The sequence below is a fragment of the Candidatus Edwardsbacteria bacterium RifOxyA12_full_54_48 genome, from assembly GCA_001777915.1.
Taxonomy (GTDB): domain Bacteria; phylum Edwardsbacteria; class AC1; order AC1; family EtOH8; genus UBA2226.
In genome coordinates this window covers 164453-186779 of sequence record MFFN01000003.1, presented here as the reverse complement: position 1 = coordinate 186779, position 22327 = coordinate 164453, and the positions used below count along the sequence as shown (strand labels likewise).

Sequence of the window (22327 nt, the reverse complement as noted above, 5' to 3'; positions counted from 1 at the left end):
AGGCCGTATAATATGCGCCAGGTTTTTATTTACGCCGGGGATGACGGCTTTTGGGTGGCCGAATGCCCCAGTTTGCCCGGTTGTATTACCCAGGGTAAAACCAAGGAAGAAGCCATAGCCAATGCCCGCGAAGCCATAGAAGTCTATCTGGCAGCTTTGCAGGAAGACAATATTCCCGCACCCAAAGAGAAATTCAACGCCATGCTTCTGGCGGTATGAGCGGGCTGCCGGTTGTATCCGGCCAACAGTGCCTGAAAGCACTGCAGAAGGCCGGATTTTACTTCAAGCGGCAAAACGGAAGCCATATGGTGGTGCGGCGGGACGATCCGTTCTGCCAGGTAGTTGTACCCGACCACAAAGTATTGGATCGGGGAACATTGAGAGCCATAATCCGCCAAACGGGGTTAAGCGTTGATGAGTTCGTCAGACTTGTTTCTTGAGTAAATTGAAATACAAATGGCTGATTGGATAATTAAACTCTTAAATATACAATTGAGAGATTATAGTAGGAACCCCGCCTGTCCGCCGCACATAGCTTGCTATGGCAGGCGGGCCGAAAGGCGGGGTTTCTTGTTGACAGGGGGATAGGGATTTTGGTATGCTTCCGATGCAGTTATTTCCCGGTAAGTTTATTATAAATAAAACGATATTATTAATAAAATACCACTGAGGATATAATAAATGAAACCAATGGTAATACTATTACTTTTTGCGGCTATCTTTATCAATATGGCACCTGATTTAATGGCCTGTCAAGATAGTTCTTTAGCAACTTACAAGGTAATAATGTTAAGTGGCAAATTACGTGAAAGGAAAGAGACATTACTTAAACTGCAGAATATTAAAACGAAAAATTCTTTTAAAATTGCAGCGATAGAAGTAGAAAACAATAAAAGTATTAATGCAATAAGCGAAGCTTCGTGCGCTTTGTTTTTAATAAATAAAGAAATGGCTATTCCCTTGCTATCAAAAATATTATCTTCTTGTACATATGAAAAGAAAATATCAATACTTTTAGGATTATCAGATATTACCGAAAAAGGGGCAAGTGATGTAATTAAAGATTATATTGGCTCTACAGATCGGGAAAAAGTGATAATGTCGTATATATATTGTTACAATGATATTAATTATTCTGAGAATTTTAAATATCTAATTGATATTGTTTCAAATAAAGAACTTTATTACAACAGGAATGCGGAAGAACAATTAGCATGTGTAGATGCTGCTGCGTTTTTAGGCAGACTTGGGGATAATAAAGCATTGCCGGTTTTAAGTGCAACACAAAAATGGGCTGATGGGATATTGGGAGAAGTTGTTTCTGAGTCGATAAAAACGCTTAAAAAAGAAATAAACAGATAATTTCAATTATTAAAGTGATTTTTGTAAAGCCCCGCCTTACGGCGGGGTTTCTTGTTGACTCACCCCTTTTATTCCCCTCTCTTTATAAGAGAGGGGAAGGTCATTGCTCTATATTCGGAGCTAAAGTGAATGACCGGGGTGAGTTAGCCGAAAGGCTGGGTTATAAAGCAAAGTCCGCCACTACAGATAGTGCCACCCGGTCCGCATTAATACCACTAATTGTTATCCACCCCTTAAACAGCCCGGATAATTTACCCTTGACATGCCGGGCCATTTATTGTAAAATATCTTGTTTCCATTTAATTTAATACTCTTTGGCAAATTCCCATTATAGGCGCCTTGCTTGGGGCGCGATAGCCTAAAGGCTACCGCTGGGCATCTTCACAAAGGCCGCTTTGCGGCCTTGTTGGCAATACCAGCGATGTCATTTATGGCATCGCAAAAAATAAGATGGCCTTTGCCAAAGTTTAGCAATTTAATACAGCATTAGGAGTTTTTATGGGGTGGGAATTCTCTTTGCTGGCAACGATACTGGTCCCTATCATCGGGGCCTTTACCTTGCCTTTGATAGGGCTGGCCTCCAAGCCAGGGCGCAATGCCTGGGCGGTGATTCTGGGGCTGGCCACTACTTTTTTTGCCGTCACACTATTGCCGGCGGCCTTCTCGGGGGAGACCCACGTCTTCCAGCGGGCCATCGGTCTGGGAGTGGATGCCACCTTCGTGGTGGACGGGCTGTCGGTCTTCATGGCCATCGCCTCGTCCCTGATCAGCACCCTGATCATCATCTACTCGCTGGGTTATATCAAGGATTACCACTATCAGCAGGAATACTTTCTGATGGTGGTTTTGTTTTTGGGGGCCATGATGGGCCTGGTGTTCTCGGCCAACATGATCCTGATGTACGTCTTCTGGGAGATCACCGGCATCTGCTCCTGGCGCCTGATCGGCTTCTTCCGCGACAGGGAAGTGGTGATCAAGGCCGACAAGGCCTTTTTGGTCACGGCCGGGGGGGCGGTGTTCATGCTGCTGGGTTTCGCCCTGGTCTACGCCAAGACCGGTACCTTCAACATGCTGGATATGCGGGGCTTCCCCATCGGCGGCCTGGCGGTGGCCCTGATCACCATGGGCATCTTCGCCAAGAGCGCCACTCTGCCGTTCCACACCTGGCTGCCTGACGCCGGCGTGGCGCCCACCCCGGTGACCGCCCTGCTCCACGCCGCGGTGCTGGTCAAGATCGGGGTCTACGCCTTCGCCCGGATATTCAACTACACCTTCGTCATCCCCGGCGACTGGCAGACCTACCTGATGATCCTGGGCCTGATCTCGGCCATGGTCTCGGCCAGCGCGGCCCTGATAGAAACCAACATCAAGAGGATCCTGGCCCTGTCCACCGTCAGCCAGATCGGCTACATCTTCATGGGCCTGGCGGCCTTCAACACCATCGGGGTGGCCGGGGCCCTGCTGTTCATCCTGATGCACGGGCTGGCCAAGGGCGGCCTCTTTTTGGCCGCCGGGGTCATCGAGCACGGCACCGGCACCAAGGACATCACCAAGATGGGCGGGCTGATCAAGGCCATGCCCATCACCGCGGTGGCCTTCATCATGTGCGTCTTCTCCATCGTGGGGGTGCCGCCCTTCGGAGGCTTCTTCTCCAAATTCATGGTGATCCAGGGCATCATCAAGTCCAACCACATCGCCATCGGCGCCCTGGCCATCTTCACCGCGGTGCTGACCCTGGTCTATCTGATGCGGCTGTTCACCCTGGTCTTTCTGGGCGAGGCCCGGGACCACAGCATCCATGCCCATAAAGAGGGGACTCCGACCATGGTGTGGGTGGTGGCCTCGCTGGCCGTCCTTTCGCTGGCCGCCGGGATCCTGGTCAAGTACCCCATGGACCTGGTCAACATCGCCGTCCGCGACGTTCTGGGAAATCCTGCCATTCATGATATATTGGGGGTATTGAGATGAATCCGAACATTCTGCTGATACCGATCCTGGTCCCCATCATCGCCGGGGTGCTGACCTTCATCCTGCCCAAGTCCGTCAAATGGGGCAAGGAGATCCTGGCCCTGATCGCCACCGCCATCACCATGTATTACGCGGCGGTCATCTTCAAGGCCGGGGGAGAAGGTTTAAGATTATTCGTGCCCTGGACCAGCTTTGGGATAAACTTCGATCTGTGGGCCTACCATTTCCCGCGCTTCATCCTTTTGGCGGCGGCCGGCTTCGAGATCCTGCTGGCCCTGTACACCGCCTCCTTCATGGAGGGGAAGAACCGCTCCAAGGAATATTTCGCCTACTTTCTGCTGACCGCCGGACTGGCCAACGGGGCCATCCTGGCCAACAACTTCGTGGTGATGTTGTTCTTCTGGGAGTCGCTGCTGGCCACCCTGTACGGCATGATCTCGGTGGGCAACAAGGAGGCCTTCAAGACCGCCACCAAGGCTTTGGTGATCTCCGGCATCGCCGATTTCGCCATGATCCTGGGCATCATCTTCGCCTGGCAGCTGTCCGGCACCCTGACCATGTCCGAGATCCACCTGGAGCCGATGGGCCTGGGGGCGGCCGCCTTCGTGCTGATGGGCCTGGGGGCCATGGCCAAGGCCGGCGCCATGCCGTTCCACACCTGGATCCCGGATGCCGCCATCGACGCCCCGTTGCCGTTCATGGCCTACCTGCCGGCGGCCCTGGAGAAACTGCTGGGCATCTACATGCTGGGCCGGATCAGCCTTGAGATGTTCACCATCCACATGAACAGCACCATGTCCATCTTTTTGATGACCATCGGCGCCGTCACCATCGTTCTGGCGGTGATGATGGCCCTGGTCCAGAAGGATTACAAGAAACTGCTGTCGTTCCACGCCATCAGCCAGGTGGGCTATATGATCCTGGGCATCGGCACCGGGGTGCCGGCCGGGATCGTGGGCGGGCTGTTCCACATGCTCAACCACGCCATGTACAAGTGCACCCTGTTCCTGACCGGCGGGGCGGTGGAGAAGCAGGCCGGCACCACCGAGCTGAAAAAACTGGGCGGGCTTTTCAAATTGATGCCCATCACCGGGGTGGCCTTCTGGGTGGCGGCCTTCGCCATCTCCGGCGTGCCGCCCTTCAACGGGTTCGTCTCCAAGGAGCTGGTGTTCCACGGGGCGGTGGAGACCGGCATCATGATATTTCCCATCGCCGCCTGGATCGGGGCCATCTTCACCTTTGCTTCGTTCTTAAAGCTGGGCCATGCCACCTATTTCGGACAGCAGAGTCCCGAGATGCCCAACAAGGCTCCCAAGGATCCCGGACTAGCCATGACCGTTCCCATGCTGGTGATCGCCCTGGGCTGCATCCTGTTCGGGGTCTACAGCAAGCTGCCGTTAAAATACCTGATCCAGCCGGTGCTGGAGGGAAGGGCCATCCTGGAGGGCCACGCCGGGCATATGGAGTTCTGGACATTCCACCTCAACTGGATCGTGTGGGTCTCCATGGCCTGCCTGGTGATAGCCTTCCTGCTTCATAAATACGGCGTCAAGAAGGGCCAGGGCCAGGCCTACCTGGCTTCCGAGCCCATTCACAACCTGCCGGTGATGCATACATTGTATGACTGGGCCGAGGCCCGGGTGTTCGACATCTACGAGTGGTTCGTGAACGGCCTGCTCAAAGGCGCCGCCTGGACGGTGTTCAAGGTGGTGGACCGCGGGATCGACGCCGTCTACGAGAGGCTGATCGTATTCGTCGGCGGGGTGGCCACCGGGGTGCTCAAGGAATACCACAACGGGCTGTATGCCAATTATCTGGCCTGGGTGGTGGGCGGATTCGCCCTGCTGGTGCTGTACCTGGCGGTCCTGGTCAAGTAAAAATACGTCAACTGATATAATATAGCGGAGCTTGTAAACATGTTGCTTTTATTCATAGTCATACCCCTGGCCATGGCAGCCCTGATGCCGCTGGTCTCCAGGCTGTGGAAAGGACTGCCCGACATCCTGGGCACGCTCACCATGGCGGCCCTGCTGGCCCTGAGCCTGTCCCAGATTCGCCTGATATCGGCCGGGCACCGCATCCTGTGGGATGCCGCGGCCATCGGCCTGCCCCTCAAGGCCGGCCTGATGCTGGACGGCTTCTCGCTGCTGCTGCTTTTGACCATCAGCCTGATCTCGCTGTTCGCCTGCATCTATTCCATCAATTACATGGAACATTACGGGGCCAAGGGATCGTACTACGCCCTGTTCCTGCTGATGGTGGCCGGGATGAACGGGCTGGTGCTGACCGTCGATCTGTTCAACATGTACGTCTTCCTGGAGGTGGCGGCGGTGGCCTCGTACGCTTTGGTGGCCTTCGGCCAGAAGCACGACGAGGTGGAGGCGGCCTTCAAGTACCTGATGCTGTCGGTAGTCGCCACCACCGGCATCCTGCTGGCCATGTCCTTCATCTACCTGATGACCGGCACCATGAACTTCAAGGAACTGGGCCTGATGGTGGGAACCGGCATGAGCCTAAAGCTGATCGGCCTGTGCCTGGCCCTGTTCCTGATGGGCTTCGGCCTGAAGGCGGCCATGGTGCCGTTCCATGCCTGGCTGCCGGATGCCCATCCCTCGGCCCCGGCGCCCATCTCGGCCATGCTGTCCGGGGTGCTGATCAAGGTCTCCGGCATCTACGCCCTGACCCGGGTGGTGTACGACATCTTCGGCCTGCCGGCCTCGGTCTCCCAGGCCATGATCTGGCTGGGGGTGGCCTCGATGGTCATCGGCGCACTGATCGCCCTGGGCCAGAACGATTTCAAGCGGATGCTGGCCTATTCGTCCATCAGCCAGATCGGCTACATCGTGGTGGGCCTGGGGCTGGGAACCCCGCTGGGGATCATGGGGGCCCTGTTCCACCTGTTCAACCACGCCACCTTCAAGAGCCTGCTGTTCCTCGACGCCGGGGCCACCGAATACGCCACCGGCACCAGGGACCTCTCCAAGCTGGGCGGGGTGGGCCATAAAATGCCCATCACCAGCCTGACCACCACCATCGGGACCTTCTCCATCGCCGGGATCCCGCCCTTCAACGGTTTCTGGAGCAAGCTGCTGATCATCGTGGCCCTGGTGGAGGCCAATCATGTCGGGGTGGCCGCCATCGCCATAGCCACCAGCATCCTGACCCTGTGGTACTTCCTGCTGATGCAGCGGAAGGCCTTCTTCGGCAAGCTGGCGGCCGGTTTGGAGAAGGTCAAGGAAGTGCCTTTCTACATGGCCCTGGCCACCTTCTGCCTGGCGGCCCTGTGCCTGCTGGTGGGCCTGTTCTACCCCTGGGTCACCGCCAAGCTGATCCAGCCGGGCATGATCGCCCTGAGCAATTCCATCGGGGCCAACGGGTTTTCAATGTTCGGGCAATAGTTCGGGTTACTGATAGACGATTGTAAACTTCAAATATACACATTGGAGTCAAAATGGATGTCATAAATCTTATACTGCTGATAATGCTGGCCGGTCTGGCCTGCATGGCGGTGTTCTTCAAGGACCTGCTGCGGGCGGCCCTGAGCCTGGCCTTCATGAGCGCCGTGCTGGCGGTGGTGCTGTACCGGATGGATTCGCCCTATGCCGCGGTGTTCGAACTGTCGGTGGTGGCCGGGCTGATCACGGTGCTGTTCGTCTCCACCATCGCCCTGACCAAGACGGAGGAAGCGGTGAAGGAATCACGCTGGCCGATGTACCTGTTCCCGCTGTTTCTGGTGCTGTTCGGCCTCATCGACCTGCTGGTGATGAAGGGGCTGTTCTCCAATATTCCGGCCGGATACGGCAATGCCGAGAAAAGCTTCGGGGCCACCCTGTGGGGCATCCGCTCCATGGACCTGATCGGGCAGATCGCGGTGATCTTCGGAGGAGTGTTCGGGGTGCTGGCCCTGTTCCGGGAGAAACCGCTGACCGCCCAGGATAAGATAGAGGCCGAAAAAGCCAAGGATGGAGGGCACAAACTATGGTAATGATCAATCTGATATTCGTCGGCCTGCTGTTCTTCATCGGGCTGTACTGCCTGCTGACCAGCCGCAACATGATCAAACTGCTGATCGGCCTGGAGATCATGGCCAAGTCGGCGGTGCTGTCCTTCATCACCGCCGGGTATGCCCGGGGGGAGACCTTCTTCTCCCAGAGCCTGGTGATCACCTTCATCGTGATCGAGGTCTCCATCGTGGCGGTGGCCCTGGCCCTGGTGATCAACGCCTATAAGAACACCGGGAATCTGGACGTCCGCAGCCTGACCAGGCTGAAGGGGTAGGAACCTTACCCGCTGAACACGCGAAATAAACTAATAATAAAATTTCGTGTTTTTCGTGGGGAAGATATTAAAGCAAAAATAAACGAGGATATCAACATGTCAATTTTCAGCCAGTGGAATATACTGATCACCCCGTTCATCGGGTTCGGCCTCTTCGCTTTGGTCTCCTACCTGATCTACAAGCTGGGAGACGTGATGGCCCCCAAACTGAAGGACGAGGGCGCCAAGCTCTGCCAGTATGCCTGCGGAGAGGATTTCCTGGGGAAAAAGCTTCAGGTGGGCTACCGCCAGTTCTTCCATGCCGCCTTGTTCTTCACCATGATGCACGTGGCGGCCCTGGTGATCGCCACCATCCCCGGCGGGTCGCTGGCCTTCGCCATCCTGGGCATCTTCTATCTGCTGATGATCTGGTTCTCCATCATCGCCCTGATCCTGAAGTGAACCGAACCACCAAGACTCCAAGACGCCAAATAATTGTGATTGTGTCTTAGCGCCTTGGCGGTTGAGAATAAGTAATATTACAATATTAAGGATACAATTATGGCTTTAGAAAAACTGGTCAAATGGTCCCGGGTGTCATCTCCCTGGCTGCTCCATTTCAACAGCGGAGCCTGCAACGGATGCGACATCGAAACCCTGGCCGCCCTGATGCCCCGGTTCGATCTGGAGCGCTTCGGGGCGCTGCTTAAATCCACCCCCCGCCACGCCGACGTGCTGGTATGCACCGGAGCGGTGACCAGGCAGCAGGCCGCCCGCTTGAAGAGGATCTACGAGCAGATGGCCGAGCCCAAGTTTGTGGTGGCGGTGGGCGCCTGCGCCTGCTCCGGAAACGTTTTCCGGGGTTGTTACAGCGTGCTGGAGGGGGTCGACCAGGTGATCCCGGTCAATGCCTATATCCCCGGCTGCGCGGCCAAGCCCGATGCCATCATCGACGGGGTGGCCAAGCTGCTGGGCGCTTTGAAGAACGGCTGACGTTTCCCAGAATACAGAATACAGAATACAGAATACAGAATACAGGAGATAAAAATGACCTTTGAGGAAATAAAAAAGATCCTGGAGGAAAACCTGAAGGGCAAGATCAAAGAGCTGATCAATCCCTTCCCCCGCCGGATGACCTTATGGGTGGACCGGGCCGATGCCGTGGAGGCCTGCCGGGTGCTAAAGGAGAAGGCCGGGTTCTACCATCTGTCCACCATCACCGGCCGGGACACCGGGGACAAGCTGGAGGCCCTGTATCACTTCGCCCAGAACGGCATGGCCCTGATGCTTCGCCTCCAAACCGATCGAAATAATCCGGTGCTGCCCACAACCATAGCGGTCTATCCCGGGGCGATTTTCTATGAAAGGGAGGTCCACGATCTGGTGGGCATAAATTTTGAAGGCCATCCCGATATGCGCCCGCTGGTCCTGCCCGATGACTGGCCCCAGGGCATCTACCCCTTGCGTAAGGATTGGCACTATAACCGGGAGAAGGGAGTCATAGAATGAGCACATTTATATTACCAGTAGGCCCGCAGCATCCGGCTTTAAAAGAGCCCACTTCATTCCGCTTCCTGGTGGATGGCGAGACGGTGGTCGATGCCGATCTCCGCTTGGGCTATAACCACCGGGGCATAGAGAAGGGCTGCGAAGAGCGGACGTATATCCAGGACCTTTTCCTGCTGGAAAGGGTCTGCGGCATCTGCTCCAACGTCCACATGACCGTCTTCGCCCAGGGGGTGGAGAAATTGATGGGCATCGAGCCGCCCAAACGGGGGCTGTTCATCCGCTGTCTGATGGGCGAGCTGGAGCGGGTCCATTCCCATCTTTTATGGCTGGGGGTGGCCGGGCACGAGGTGGGCTTCGACACTTTCTTCATGTACACCTGGCGGGACCGCGAGATCGTTGAGGACATCCTGGAGATGATCTCGGGCAACCGGGTCAACTACGGCATGCAGACCTTCGGCGGGGTGCGCCGGGACCTGGACGAGATGCAGATCAAGAAGGTCCTGGACGGCATCGCCGCCCTCAAGGCCCGGACCCCGTATTATCTGAACATCGGCGCCACCGAGCCGACGTTGGTGGCCAGGATCGCCGGGGTAGGCCTATTGCCCAAGGCCAAGGCTCTGGAGCTTAACGCCGCCGGACCTACCACCCGGGCTTCCGGGGTCGATTTCGACGTCCGCCAGGATGATCCCTATGCCGGTTTCGGTGAGCATATTCCCTTCAATATCGTCACCGACGAGGGCGGGGATGTGCTGGCCAGGGTGGTGGTTCGGGCCAAGGAACTGATGGAATCTTACAATATCTGCGAATACATCCTCAATAACCTTCCGGCGGGAGATATTCGGGTCAAGGCCCCCCGCAAGGTTCCCGAGGGCGAGGTGGTCAGCCGGGCCGAGGCCCAGCGGGGCGAGTGCATTCACTATATCCGCTCCAACGGCACCGACAAGCCGGATCGGGTGAAGGTCAGGGCCCCCACCCTGGCCAACTGGCCGGCCACCCTGTACATGCTTCGGGGCGGCTATGTGGCCGATATCCCCATCGTGATGGCGGCCATCGATCCCTGCCTGTCATGCACCGACCGGATGGCCATCATCACCGACCCCAAGGGCAACCAGAAGGTCTGGAACTGGGAGACCCTGCGCCAGTACGGGATAGATTTCTACCGCAAACGCGGAATCAAGCTATAATAATAAGAGGTAAAGATGGATATATTGAAAATATTTCTCTATCTGCTGGTCTATCCTGGCCTGCTGTTCCTGTTCTTATATTCCACTTTCGTGGAGTGGGTGGACCGGAAATTATACGCCAAGTTTCAGAACCGGATGGGCCCCATGCATACCGGGAGCCACGGCATCCTGCAGCCCATCGCCGACTTCGTCAAGCTGATGGCCAAGGAGGATATCGTTCCCAAGGAGGCCGATAAAAAGCTGTTCAATGCCGTTCCCATACTGGCCCTGACCTCGGTGCTGACCGCCGGGCTGCTGCTGCCGGTGTGGCATTTCAGCCCTACCTTCCAGTCGGCCACCTCTTTCCAGGGGGATATCATCGTCATTGCCTACCTGCTGTCGCTTCCCAGCTTCGCCTATTTTCTGGCCGGCTGGGCCTCGGCCAGCATGTACGCCGCCATCGGCGGGGTCCGGGTGCTGACCTTGTTGTTCGCCTACGAAGTACCGATGTTCCTGGCCATCCTGTCCCCGGCGGTGATGGCCGGCAGCTGGAGAATGGCTGAGATCGCCGCCTACTATCAGGCCAATCCCTGGCATCTGCTGATCAACATCTTCGCCTTCGCCGTGGCGGTGATCACCTTGCAGGCCAAACTGGAGAGGGTGCCGTTCGACATCCCTCATGCCGAGACCGAGGTGGTGGGCGGCGCCTTTACCGAATATTCCGGCCGCAAACTGGCCATGTTCCGTCTGCTGGCCGACATCCAGATGGTGGTGGGCGCAGGCATGATCGCCGCCCTGTTCATGGGCGGCTTCCCGGGAGGGCTGATCCCCGGGTTCATCTGGTTCATTGTCAAGACCTTGATCGTGGTCTTCATCTTGTCCGCCATGCGAGCGGTGACCGCCCGGCTCCGGATCGACCAGATGATTTCCTTCAGCTGGAAATGGCTGGCCCCGCTGGCCCTGCTGCAGCTGGTAATCGTAATATTCTTGAAGGGGTATCTGCAATGAGTTTAAGATTAGGAGCGATGCTGCCAGAGGTGCTAAAGCACCTGTTCAAAAAACCGGCCACCGTCCAGTATCCTTTCCAAAAGATCGGGGTGCCCAAGGGCTTTCGGGGCCATCCGGTGATGGACCCCAGTCTGTGCATCGGCTGCCAGATGTGCGTCAAGGACTGTCCCTCCGAGGCTCTGGAGATCCACAAGGAATCCGAGACCACCGATGAGGCCGGCAAGGTTTCCAAGAGATTCTCCATGACCTTCTACCTGGACCGTTGTTCCCACTGCGCCCAGTGCGCCGAGGTCTGTCCCAAGAAGGCCATTCACATGAATACCGAGTTCGAGGATGCCGCCTTCGACCGCGGAGCGCTGAAGATCGTTTATAAATAATTACGGCGCCGGTTTAAACGATGGTCGGGCATTACGTGTCCGGCCATTTTATGCATGACCAATTGCCTGAAGAAAACTTTCCCCGCGAAATACACCAAAAAGACCAAGGCCCGGATTTTATCAGCCCATTAAGTCAAGCTGATCTGCCAGATGCCTGAACAACATCAGTCAGCGCAATTCGGGAGCACCGGCTGTTTCCCCGGGAATTATTTACTGGAGCGAAATATGGAATGGACCGATCCGGTGGCTTCGGCCGTCGAAACTTCCGTCAGGCTGATGATCTTCGGCATCGGCAACGAGATGATGGGCGACGATGCCGCCGGCTCGCTGGTGGCCCGGGAACTGCGGATGATGCTACAGGACTGCGATCACGAAAGTTTTGCCCAAGTGCTGGTGGCCGGGACCAATCCCGAGAATTTTTCCGGCCTGGTCAGGAACACAAAACCCGATCTGGTGATATTCATAGATGCCGCCGATATGGGGCGGCCGGTGGGGGAGGTGGCCTTTCTGAACCATAAGGATATGCACTCCATGATGCACTCCACCCATACCATGCCGCTGTCTTTTTTGGGCGACTATCTGGAGAAGATAACCGGGGCCAGGATCATCGCCCTGGGCATCCAGGCCGGGCAGATCCAGCTGGAAGTGCCCATGAGCCGGCCGGTGGCAGAGAGCGTCAAAACCATCTCCCACTTTCTGCATCGGGCCATCCTGGATAAGATGAAGGCCCCGCCGGAAGGCCGCCCCTGAAGGTTGATTTACAAAAAAAATAAAGGTATAATAAATAACGGCCTCCCAATTCTAGTAAAGGATGGAGTGATTATGTTGGATCAGAAATTGCTGGATATTCTGGCCTGCCCCAAATGCAAGGGCCAGCTGGAGTACCTTCCCCAAGAACAGAAACTGTTGTGCTGGTCCTGCAAGCTGGGCTACAATATCAAGGATGATATTCCGGTAATGCTGATAGACGAGGCCCAGCCGATCAAGGGGAGCAAGAAGCAGGATTGATCATGGTTTGAGATGCCAGTCTATGCTGTTGGGCATTGTTTGAATTGTCCGATGAGCAGAAGAATGACGTTTGAAACGTTTCAAAGTCGTCGGGCTTTTGTCCGGGGCATCTTCTGCATCGTTCTACAGAATATCAATACACCCCAAACTGGACAACAATGAATTGTTTATAACGGGAGCGAAGTGGATAAATTCGTCATCGATGGGGGCCGGCCGCTGTCCGGCATGGTCCGGGCCTCGGGAGCCAAGAACGCGGTGCTGCCGGCCATGGCGGCCTGCCTGCTGGCACCGGGAAGGTCCGTCCTGACCAACGTTCCCAATGTGATGGATGTGCGCACCATGAGGCGCCTGCTTATCCGGTTGGGAGCCAAAGTGGATTTCGAAGACAACCGGATGGTCATCGATGTTCCTGACAAGCTTAAGTGCGAAGCCGAATATGAGATCGTCAAGCAGATGAGGGCCTCCTATTATGTGCTGGGGCCCCTGCTGGCCAGGTTCGGAAAAGCCAAAGTGTCCCTGCCGGGGGGGTGCTCCATCGGGGCCCGTCCAATAGACCTTCACTTGAAAGGCATGGAGGCCCTGGGGGCCAAAATTCAGATACTTCACGGCTATGTCCAGGCCCAAGGCAGGCCGCTTAAAGGGGCCCGGCTGCTTTTGGCCGGTACCCACGGGGTTTCGGTGGGGGCCACCATCAATGTGATGATGGCGGCGGTTTTGGCCAAAGGGATCACGGTCATCGAATCGGCGGCCCTGGAGCCCGAGGTGGTATCCACCGCCCAGATGCTGGTATCCATGGGAGCGGACATCACCGGCGCCGGCACTCCGGTAATGACCATCGCCGGGGTGGAGGGCTTGAGGCCGGCCGAGACCAGGATGATCCCCGACCGCATCGAGACCGGATCTTTGATGATAGCGGCAGCCATCAGCGGCGGCTGCCTGACCATCGAGGACTGCCGGCCGGACCATCTGGCTGCGGTCATCGATGCCCTGAGGGCCATGGGGGTCAAAGTGGCGGCCGGCGACGAGATGGTGACCGTGGAAGCCCGGCGGCGGGTAAGACCGATAGATCTGACCATCGCCCCCTATCCCGGATTTCCCACCGATATGCAGCCCCAGATGATGACCCTGATGACCATTGCCTCGGGCCTTTCGGTGATAACCGAGACCATCTTCGAGAACCGATTTATGCATGTTCCCGAGCTGCAGCGTTTGGGGGCCGATATCAAGGTTGAGGGCAAAAGCGCCGTGATAAAGGGCGTGCCCGAGTTGACCGGGGCTCCGGTGATGGGCTCCGACCTGAGGGCTTCGGCGGCCCTGGTCATCGCCGGGCTCAAGGCCGAGGGGAAGACCGAGGTCAACCGCATATACCATCTGGATAGGGGTTATGAGAGATGGGAGCGGAAACTGAAGAAACTGGGCGCCAAGATCCGCCGGGTGCATCAGAAAATGGCGGTTTAAAATTTAATTTTAACAATCGTGGTATAAGAGAGAATATGAACAAGATCGATCGGGCGGTCAAGGTGGCCTTGGAACAGTGTCTGGCGGTAAAGAAAACTGAAACGGTTCTGGTGATCACGGATGACGGCAATCTTGAATCCGGCCAGGTATTTTATCGGGCCGCCCGGCCGCTGTGCCGCGATGCGGTGCTGATGATAATGCCGGAGAGGGGGAACAACGGGCAGGAACCTCCGGAGCAGGTGGCCGCGGCCATGCTGAAAAGCGACGCCGTCTTTCTGGCCACCACCAAATCGCTGTCCCATACCCGGGCCAGGAAAAATGCTTCAAAAGCCCGGGCCAGGATAGCCAGCATGCCGGGGATAACTTTGGATATGATGTCCAGAACCATCGATGTTGACTATAAGAAGATGGAAATAGTGGGAGAGCGCCTATGCCGTTCATTGCAATACGCCGATAAGGTTTTGATCAAAACCGAGCGCGGGACCAGCCTGTCATTCTCCATCAAAGGCCGCCGGGCGGAGCCCGATACCGGCATCATCCCAGACTCCGGCGGATTCACCAACCTGCCGGCCGGCGAGGTCTACCTGGCCCCGGTGGAGGGCACCGCCCAGGGCCGGCTGGTGGTGGACGGCTCCATCGGCGATACCGGTATTTTGAAAAAACCGATTGAGATAGCCATCTCCCGTGGTTTTGCAGTCGGCATGAAAGGCGGGCGTGAGGCTGATAATTTGTGGGAGATGCTTTCCCGGCACGGGAAAAACGCCTTCAACGTGGCCGAGTTCGGCATCGGGATAAACCCTCGGGCCAAGATCACCGGCAACATCCTGGAGGATGAGAAGGCCCTGACCACCATCCATATCGCCTTTGGCGATAACAGCGGATTTGGCGGCAAGGTAAGTGTATCCAGCCACCAGGACGGCATCGTGCGCAATCCCAGCGTCTGGGTGGACGGGAAGCTGCTGATGGAAAAAGGCAAATTGAAGATATAATTATCCGTGAAAAGAAATTTAGTACATATTTTGCTGCTATCCCTGGCATTGCTGTTTGGGGCCTGCGGAAAGAAGGCGGTCGATAAGATGGCCGAACCGGTTGACGAGGGAGGCCCCCGCCTGAAGCTGGGTAATGTAACGTTCGTCGGGAATACGGCCTTTTCCGAGAAGGAACTGCGGTCCAAAATGACCAGCGAATCCGGTAAGCGTTACGACGAATATAATTTTGAGCAGGACACGCGGAAGATCATCTATATGTACCGCAAGAAAGGTTATCTTGACGCGAAATTCATAAATACGGAGAAATATTTCCGTTCCGAAAGACAGGAATTGGACTGTATCCTTACCATTGAGGAAGGCAACATCAGGAAGATCGGGCAACTCCGGTTTAGCGGCAATCAAATATTGTCCGATTCCCTGCTGTTATCGCTTCTCAAGGTTAAGACCGGCGATCCGCTGAACCTCCCGGCCATAAACCAGACCTCTTCAGGCATAGTGGCCCTCTACGCCGAGCGGGGGCATATCTATACCGCTGTCAACGATACGGTAATGGAGACAGAAGATCCCTACACTTCGGACATTCTGTTCAGCATCACCGAGGGGACTCAGGTCCGGCTGGGGGAGATCCGGATAGAGGGTAATAAAAAGGTCAGGGACCGGGTGATAGAACGGGAATTCACCCTTAAACCCGGAGAGATATTCATGCCCTCCAAGGTCTATTACAATCAGCAGCGGGTCTATGCCCTGGGGCTGTTCACCGAGGCCAAGTTCGAAATGGAGGGGATGGAAGAAAAACGCGATACGGTGGATCTGCGGATGGTGGTCAAGGAGGATAAGACCAACTGGGTGGGCTTCAATTTCGGCTTTGAAACCCCCGACAGGGTCCAGGGCGGCTTGGAATGGGGAAGCGACAATATCTTCGGGAACTTGCAGAAGTTAACCCTAAAGAGCGAAGCATCGTATGGTCTGCAGAGGAATGCCCAGAGCCGGATGCATGCCTACACCAATAACTATTACCTGGATTACCTGGAACCGTACTTTTTAAGCACCTCTTACAAGGCCAGCGGTTCGGTCTACTACAAACGGGAGAGGCAGGAAAGTTCCTTCTGGCAGCAGCTCAGCCGCATCGGAGGCGAGGCCAAGATCGGTAAAAGCCTGGCCAAATTCCTCCAGGCCTACATCGGGTACAAATACGAGTTCCTGGAGGAGACCCAGAACACCACCAGCGACGTATTCCTGACCGCCAGCTTCGACAGCCGGGACGACATGTTCAACCCCCATAAAGGAGTGAACTCCTCTTTTCGGGTGGATAACGCCGGTTCGGTGCTGGGCGGCTCCAACGATTACCGCAGGAGCTCCGGAGACATCTCCATGTTCCACGGCATCGGCCGGGGCCTGGTGGTGGCCTGGAGGGTCAGAGCTGCCGGGATATACACCTACGGCCGCAACGGGCCGGTGCCCATCCAGGAGAGGCTGAAGCTGGGCGGGGGCATGAACCTGAGGGGCTACAAGACCGACGAGATCACCACCGACACCACCAGCATCACCAATATGCTGGTCAACGGAAATTTTGAACTACGGATCCCGATATACTGGATGTTCGGGGCGGCCGTCTTTGTGGATGCCGGGAATGTCTGGTCCGGTTTTGGGGATGTGAAGTGGAGCCAATACCAGGGGGGGACCGGCCTGGGCCTGAGGTTCATCACTCCGGTGGGACCGATCAGGGTAGACTATGCGGTCAAGACTGAGGAGACCGTGGATTTTAAGGAAGGTCTGTTCTATATCAACTTGGGTCACGCCTTCTGATGAAAAGTAAACATAGTAACATAACCATTGCCATTTTGGGCGGGATCATCCTTCTGGGTCTGCTGATCCTGGTTATTTATCTGCCCAGCCCCAGATTTCAGAATGAGGTCAAGCTGGAAACCAATAGGTCCTTGTCGGAGGTCTTGGGCCGCGAGTTTTCCGTCGGGGCGGTAGAATTTCATTTCCCTTTCACTGTCTTGATAAGCGATGTGGCCATCGCCTCCCGGGATTCCTTGGTGCGCGGCCAGCTGCTCTGCGCTCCCCGGATAAAGCTTCAGGCCCACCCCTGGTATTCCGCCGCCAGGAGGAGGCTGGTCATCGGGAAGGTGGAGGTGACCGATGCCGTTGTCTGCCTGGTCCGGGACAGCAGCGGAGCCTGGAACTTCGACGGCCTGTTCAAGTCCGACACCACCAAACCCAAGGGCAAACTGAACCTCCCCCCGCTGTCGGTGGAGGACATCTCTTTCAAGAATCTGTCGGTCTCCATCGAGACCCCGGGAAACAAGCAACAGGTCCAGGACATCGACATCCAATTGGGTCTGAAGATGGGCGGGGATAAGCTGTCGGCCACCCTTAAAAAAATCAGAGCCTATGATAAAACCCGCAATATAAATTTGACCAAGGGATCGGGCGATTTTGCATTATCCGGCGATACCATCAAGCTGAATAACTTCGATCTGAACACGGGAAACAGCCGGATAAATTTATCGGTGAAATTTAATCCCAGAACCCAGGAAATCGATCTATCGCAGCTGGACCTCAATATCGGAATGGCTGAAATCCCCCGGATCATAAGATCGGAGGGGCAGGACTGGTCGGGGAATGTTGCCGTTTCGGGCAATCTCAAAGGGAGCCTGTCCTCTCCGCAGGGCAGCCTTTCGATCCGTTCCCGGGAGCTGAAGATAAATGGTTTGGAACTATCCGGCTTAGATGTTAAGATTCAGGTGAAGGACACCCTGGTAACCCTGACCAAGCTATATTTGAATGCCGGGAAGGGAAATATCGAGGGCCAGGGCCGGGTGGATTTGAAGAACAGGGTCTATGATTTTACTCTGCTGTTCAATCAAAGCGACTTCGGCGCCGCCTTGGCAAAAGGGAGCGCCCCGTTGAAAACGGAGATCAACGGGGATCTTCGGATAAAGGGCAGGGGATTCGATCCCCCAAAGGCCCGGGCGACAGTCGATCTGATATTGAATAAAAGCCTGGTCAACTCCATTCCGGTGGATCAGCTGATCTGCAATCTGGTTTACGCCGATCAGACCGTCTCCATAGAAAAATTTGATCTAGCCAGCGGACAGGCTAAACTGAAGGTCAAAGGGGACATCTTCAAAGATGCCCTCAGTGTGGATGTGGAGACCGATGAAATAGAGCTGGACCAATTTGGGGCCCTGCTGGGGATGAAAGATCTGCAGGGCAAACTGCGCTTCACCGGGCTGATCTCCGGCCTGACCAAGGACCCCGATGTGATAGGCACCTTCCGCTTGAAGGAGGCGGTAATATCCAATGTCTCCTGCCTTTACTTTGACGGAAGCATGTCCCTGAAGCAGGTGGTGTCCAAACCGCAGGGGGACGGCAAATTCGTGGCCACCGGCCTGTCCATCGGCGGTCAGGACATTGAACGGGTGGAGCTGCTGACCGAACTGCGGGGCCTGGACTGGGGGGGGCTTTCGCTGCACGTGGTCAAGGATTCCATCACCGAGGCCCTGGCCACCGGGATGGTCGAAATTAAAGGAAAACAGATAAACCTGGCCATCAGCAAGCTGTTCTATAATTTCGGTGATCAGACGGTGGTCAACAGCCAGCCGATACATCTGTCCATTGAAGGATCCAACATAAAGCTGGAACCCACCAAACTTATTGCCGGGCGGGGGTCTTTAGCGCTGGAGGGATTTTACCACAGCGATAAAAGCATCTACCTTGAGCTTAATGGTGATGCCATTGACAGCCGCAGGATAGTGGAACTGCTCAATCTCAAAAAAACAGTCCACGGCCTGTTGGATTTTGACATAAAAATAGCAGGCAGCCTTAATGCTCCGGAGATGGCGGCCAGCCTTACTCTTAATAATGCGCGATTTGAGCAATTCACCGCCGATCGGGTAGCGATCGATTGCCGCTATGTCGATCAGGTCTTCAATCTGAGCAAACTGACCGTCACCCGTTACGGCCAGCTATCTGAGATCACCCTCAGCATTCCCATAAACCTGGGGATGGGCCCCGGGGCTGGCAAGCTGCTGGACAAACCGATGTCCGGAGAGATAACACTCAGGGATATCGGAACCTGGGCCTTCTTTCCCATGGCCGAGCTGTTAAGCGTCTACGAGGGAAAGGTGGACCTGAGCGTCAAGCTCTCCGGCACGCCAGTCAAGCCCCTGTTGAGCGGCGAGATGACCATCGCCAACGCCAAAATGGTGCTTCGTCCCTTCGGTATGTACCTGCACAAGGTTCAGGCCTTCGCCCATTTCAATGCCGACAGCCTGGTGATAGACAACATCACCGCCAGCACCGAAAACCAGGGCAAGGTGGAGATAAAACGCGGCGAGATCATCCTGAGCAAATTCATCCCCACCACCATGTACTTCCTGATCGTGGTGGACAAGGCCCCGGTCAGGAACATCCCCTTCATCGAGGGGAATGTCAACGCCCGGATCGAGATCGGCGGGACGGTCAATTACCCCAAGATCAAAGGGGAGGTGTTTGCCAATTCGGCCCTGATCACCCTGCCCTTCGCGCCGGCCGAGGAGCCCCCGCCGCCGGAGGGCGGGTCCAAACCGATGGACCTGGACCTGTCGATCACCGGCTCCCAGGGGATCTGGCTCAGGAACGCCGACGCCGACATCGAACTGAAGATAGAGAATCTTAACGTCCGCATGCAGCAGAACGTGCTGTTCCTTTCGGGCCGCCTGGAGACCATCCGCGGAGAGTATCGTTTCCTGGACCGGAGATTTGACATCACCGAAGGCCAGCTAACCTTCACCAATGCGGCGGTCATCAACCCGGAGCTGAATTTATCGGCCCAGACCGAGCTGAGCGATGAGGCCCGAACCAAGGTTTTTCTGAAGGTGGGCGGCTCGGCTTTGCAGCCCAAGCTGTCCTTCAGTTCCGATCCCTCGATGTCCGAGCAGGACATCCTGACCATGATGTCAGCGGGGATGAAGCTTGAGGGAGAAGGCAACGGTGACCTGACCGAACAGTTTATAAACCGGGGAGCGGATTACCTGAGCAATATGCTGGGCGGCCTGATCCAGAAAAAGACTGGGCTGGTGGATGTGGTGAAGATGAAGACCTATACCGGCCAGGAAAAGGGCGCCCAGGTGACGCTGGGCAAGTACGTCACCCGGAATGTTTTCGTCAGTTACACCCGGGGTTTTGCCGCTGACCTTAGCGATGAGTTCCGGGCCGAATACCTGTTCGGCAAAAGGAGCGCCCTGTTCATCCAGCGCTCCAAGGATGAGAACAGCGAAGAACCAAAAATAAACTTGGGCATCAGAATGAAATTCAAATATTAAGACGGGGAAATGCAGAAGAAAACAATCTTGTTGAGTATGGCTCTTTTTGCCGCTTCTTTTCTGTCGGCTTCGCCCATAGATTGGCTGACCTACCAGGGGCCGGCGGTGGGGGCCAGGGCGGCGGCCCTTTCCGGCAGCATCGTTGCCGACGATAGCGACCCCAACCTAACCTTTTGGAACCCGGCCGGACTGGGCAATATCAACTGGTCAATGGCCTCCTGCAGCTATCTGCATTCCCGGGGGCTGTTTTTCGAACCGATCTTTTCCGGCCCCAAGCGGCTCAACTATATCGTTTTTGCCGGGAAGGGCATAGGAATATCCTGGCGCTCGGTGGCCCGCTCTATCGGGTCAGAATTTACCTTAGAAGGATCAGACTCGGTAAATAATTATTTGAAATACGGAGTTGATGAGTTTGCCTTTGCCATCTCCAAGAAGGATGACTTGCATCAGTCAATGTCTTTGGGATTATCGGCCAAGCTGATCTCGGCCAGGATGACAGAGGTCAAGCAGAAAAAGTTGGACACCCTATGGAGCCGGGCTGAGATCATCGATGAAAGCGGGATCGGGTACGGCCTGGACCTTGGCTTTCACGGAGGCCGGGAACCGTTGAAGGTCGGCATCACTATCCAAAATCTGGCCGGCAAGGTCTATTGGAAGGATTTTGGCGACGACAAGCTGAAACCCAAGATATCCGGGGGGATCTCCTGGTTCAATGGCAAGTTGCCCAAGATCACAGCCAGCGCCGAAAAGTTCTGGGGGAAGGGGGTACCGGAACTTAAATATATGGCGGGAGGTGAATACAAACATAATATACCGGGCTACGGGGCCGTGGTTTTCCGGGCCGGGGCCAGCCAATATAGAAAAGCCCCGGACGGCGAATACGACTGGTCCCTGGGGCTGGGTTATATTTACAAAAGGATCTTGGTGGATGCCGCCAGCATGGATCAGAAGGCTTCGGCCGACGGGGCCAGGCAGAAGATCTATATGGCATCGTTGAGCCTTTTTCTTGAATAGACCAGAGGCCCTTTAAAACGCCCGGTTCGTCCGGGCGTTTTATTTATTTACGGCCCTATTGACAAATCCGGGTCATATTGATATAATCCGACTGACTGGTCAGTCAATAAATGAACTACAAGTATAATGAATAGATACCTCATCAATAAAATATCCGGGGTCCTTTCGGAGGTATACCGGTTTTTTGCCTTCCACTGGGAGGTGGCCAAAAGACTGGTCCGGCCGCCCTATTATCCGAAATTGATCTGGGAGCAGATGGACCGGGTGGGAGTGGGTTCCCTGCCGATCGTGGTGCTGACCTCGTTCTTCACCGGATTCGTGCTGGCCTTCCAGATCGGCTACGCCCTGATGCGCTTTGGGGCCAAGCTCTATGTGGGAGGCATAGTCTCTGTTTCCCTGGTTCGGGAGCTGGGTCCGGTTTTGATATCCCTGGTCTTCGCCGGGCGGGTGGGGGCGGGCATCACCGCCGAGCTGGGTTCGATGCAGGTCTCGGAACAGATAGACGCCATGCGGGCCCTGGCCACCGACCCCATCCGGAAGCTGGTGCTGACCAGGTTCTTTGCGGCGGTGATCATGCTGCCCATCCTGGTGGTGGTGGGCGACCTGATCGGGATCCTGGGCGGGATGCTGGTCAGCGTGATGAACCTGGGGCTGACCGCCAATTTTTACCGGACCTCGGTGATCAATTCCCTGGTCTTCAACGACCTGATCAGCGGATTCATAAAACCCATAGTGTTCGGGGGGATGGTCTCCATCGTGGCCTGCTACTTCGGCCTTACCGCCCGGGGCGGCACCAAGGGGGTGGGCGACGCGGTGACCCGCACGGTGGTGGTTTCTTCGGTGCTGGTCTTTCTGCTGGATGCTTTCATCACCAAGGTGCTGTTTCTGCTGGGAATGTGACA

Annotated in this window: 22 protein-coding genes; all 22 read left to right on the top strand. The window is 55.9% G+C overall.

Features of this window, described 5'->3' with window-relative positions; all coding sequences use genetic code 11:
• The first annotated feature begins 12 nt into the window (after positions 1 to 12).
• The 22 genes from A2273_08230 to A2273_08125 all read left to right on the top strand — a co-directional run bounded on the left by A2273_08230 (position 13) and on the right by A2273_08125 (position 22325).
• Positions 13 to 219, top strand: coding sequence for a hypothetical protein (locus tag A2273_08230; protein ID OGF08323.1), 207 nt, complete (start codon positions 13 to 15; stop codon positions 217 to 219).
• Positions 216 to 440 carry a hypothetical protein gene (locus A2273_08225; GenBank protein OGF08322.1) on the top strand — a complete coding sequence of 75 codons (225 nt, stop codon included), beginning with the start codon at positions 216 to 218 and terminating at the stop codon, positions 438 to 440. The genes A2273_08230 and A2273_08225 overlap by 4 nt, the downstream gene beginning before the upstream one ends.
• Before the next feature lie 241 nt (positions 441 to 681).
• A complete protein-coding gene (locus A2273_08220; protein OGF08321.1) occupies positions 682 to 1362 on the top strand; it encodes a hypothetical protein in 681 nt (226 codons plus the stop codon).
• A gap of 498 nt (positions 1363 to 1860) precedes the next feature.
• Positions 1861 to 3330 (top strand): hypothetical protein, encoded by a 1470-nt coding sequence (locus tag A2273_08215; protein OGF08320.1) that lies wholly within the window; start codon positions 1861 to 1863, stop codon positions 3328 to 3330.
• A complete protein-coding gene (locus A2273_08210; GenBank protein ID OGF08319.1) occupies positions 3327 to 5207 on the top strand; it encodes a hypothetical protein in 1881 nt (626 codons plus the stop codon). The genes A2273_08215 and A2273_08210 overlap by 4 nt, the downstream gene beginning before the upstream one ends.
• Positions 5208 to 5246: 39 nt before the next feature.
• Positions 5247 to 6728 carry a hypothetical protein gene (locus A2273_08205; GenBank protein ID OGF08318.1) on the top strand — a complete coding sequence of 494 codons (1482 nt, stop codon included), beginning with the start codon at positions 5247 to 5249 and terminating at the stop codon, positions 6726 to 6728.
• 53 nt (positions 6729 to 6781) lie between these two features.
• Positions 6782 to 7315 (top strand): hypothetical protein, encoded by a 534-nt coding sequence (locus A2273_08200; GenBank protein ID OGF08317.1) that lies wholly within the window; start codon positions 6782 to 6784, stop codon positions 7313 to 7315.
• Positions 7309 to 7608 carry a hypothetical protein gene (locus A2273_08195; protein ID OGF08316.1) on the top strand — a complete coding sequence of 100 codons (300 nt, stop codon included), beginning with the start codon at positions 7309 to 7311 and terminating at the stop codon, positions 7606 to 7608. Before A2273_08200 ends, A2273_08195 begins: the two co-directional genes overlap by 7 nt.
• Before the next feature lie 96 nt (positions 7609 to 7704).
• A complete protein-coding gene (locus A2273_08190) occupies positions 7705 to 8049 on the top strand; it encodes a hypothetical protein (protein ID OGF08315.1) in 345 nt (114 codons plus the stop codon).
• Positions 8050 to 8148: 99 nt separating this feature from the next.
• Positions 8149 to 8580: an NADH-quinone oxidoreductase subunit B gene (locus A2273_08185; protein OGF08314.1), complete on the top strand. Its 432-nt coding sequence runs from the start codon at positions 8149 to 8151 to the stop codon at positions 8578 to 8580.
• Positions 8581 to 8634: 54 nt separating this feature from the next.
• Positions 8635 to 9096 (top strand): hypothetical protein, encoded by a 462-nt coding sequence (locus A2273_08180; protein OGF08313.1) that lies wholly within the window; start codon positions 8635 to 8637, stop codon positions 9094 to 9096.
• Positions 9093 to 10280 (top strand): NADH dehydrogenase, encoded by a 1188-nt coding sequence (locus A2273_08175; GenBank protein OGF08312.1) that lies wholly within the window; start codon positions 9093 to 9095, stop codon positions 10278 to 10280. Before A2273_08180 ends, A2273_08175 begins: the two co-directional genes overlap by 4 nt.
• A gap of 15 nt (positions 10281 to 10295) precedes the next feature.
• On the top strand, positions 10296 to 11267 hold the full coding sequence (locus A2273_08170) for an NADH dehydrogenase (GenBank protein OGF08311.1): 972 nt from the start codon (positions 10296 to 10298) through the stop codon (positions 11265 to 11267).
• Positions 11268 to 11284: 17 nt separating this feature from the next.
• Positions 11285 to 11644 (top strand): hypothetical protein, encoded by a 360-nt coding sequence (locus A2273_08165; GenBank protein ID OGF08310.1) that lies wholly within the window; start codon positions 11285 to 11287, stop codon positions 11642 to 11644.
• A gap of 225 nt (positions 11645 to 11869) precedes the next feature.
• Entirely contained in the window at positions 11870 to 12394 is a 525-nt protein-coding gene (locus A2273_08160) for a hydrogenase maturation peptidase HycI (protein OGF08309.1), read from the top strand.
• 72 nt (positions 12395 to 12466) lie between these two features.
• A complete protein-coding gene (locus A2273_08155; protein OGF08308.1) occupies positions 12467 to 12652 on the top strand; it encodes a tetraacyldisaccharide 4'-kinase in 186 nt (61 codons plus the stop codon).
• A 183-nt stretch (positions 12653 to 12835) separates the two neighbouring features.
• Positions 12836 to 14110, top strand: coding sequence for a UDP-N-acetylglucosamine 1-carboxyvinyltransferase (locus tag A2273_08150; GenBank protein ID OGF08307.1), 1275 nt, complete (start codon positions 12836 to 12838; stop codon positions 14108 to 14110).
• Positions 14111 to 14145: 35 nt separating this feature from the next.
• Positions 14146 to 15099, top strand: coding sequence for a hypothetical protein (locus A2273_08145; protein ID OGF08306.1), 954 nt, complete (start codon positions 14146 to 14148; stop codon positions 15097 to 15099).
• 30 nt (positions 15100 to 15129) lie between these two features.
• Positions 15130 to 16905: a hypothetical protein gene (locus A2273_08140; protein OGF08305.1), complete on the top strand. Its 1776-nt coding sequence runs from the start codon at positions 15130 to 15132 to the stop codon at positions 16903 to 16905.
• Entirely contained in the window at positions 16905 to 20411 is a 3507-nt protein-coding gene (locus A2273_08135) for a hypothetical protein (protein OGF08304.1), read from the top strand. The genes A2273_08140 and A2273_08135 overlap by 1 nt, the downstream gene beginning before the upstream one ends.
• A gap of 36 nt (positions 20412 to 20447) precedes the next feature.
• A complete protein-coding gene (locus tag A2273_08130; protein OGF08303.1) occupies positions 20448 to 21425 on the top strand; it encodes a hypothetical protein in 978 nt (325 codons plus the stop codon).
• A 126-nt stretch (positions 21426 to 21551) separates the two neighbouring features.
• Complete coding sequence (locus A2273_08125; GenBank protein OGF08302.1) at positions 21552 to 22325, top strand: hypothetical protein; 774 nt, start codon at positions 21552 to 21554, stop codon at positions 22323 to 22325.
• Positions 22326 to 22327: the final 2 nt, after the last annotated feature.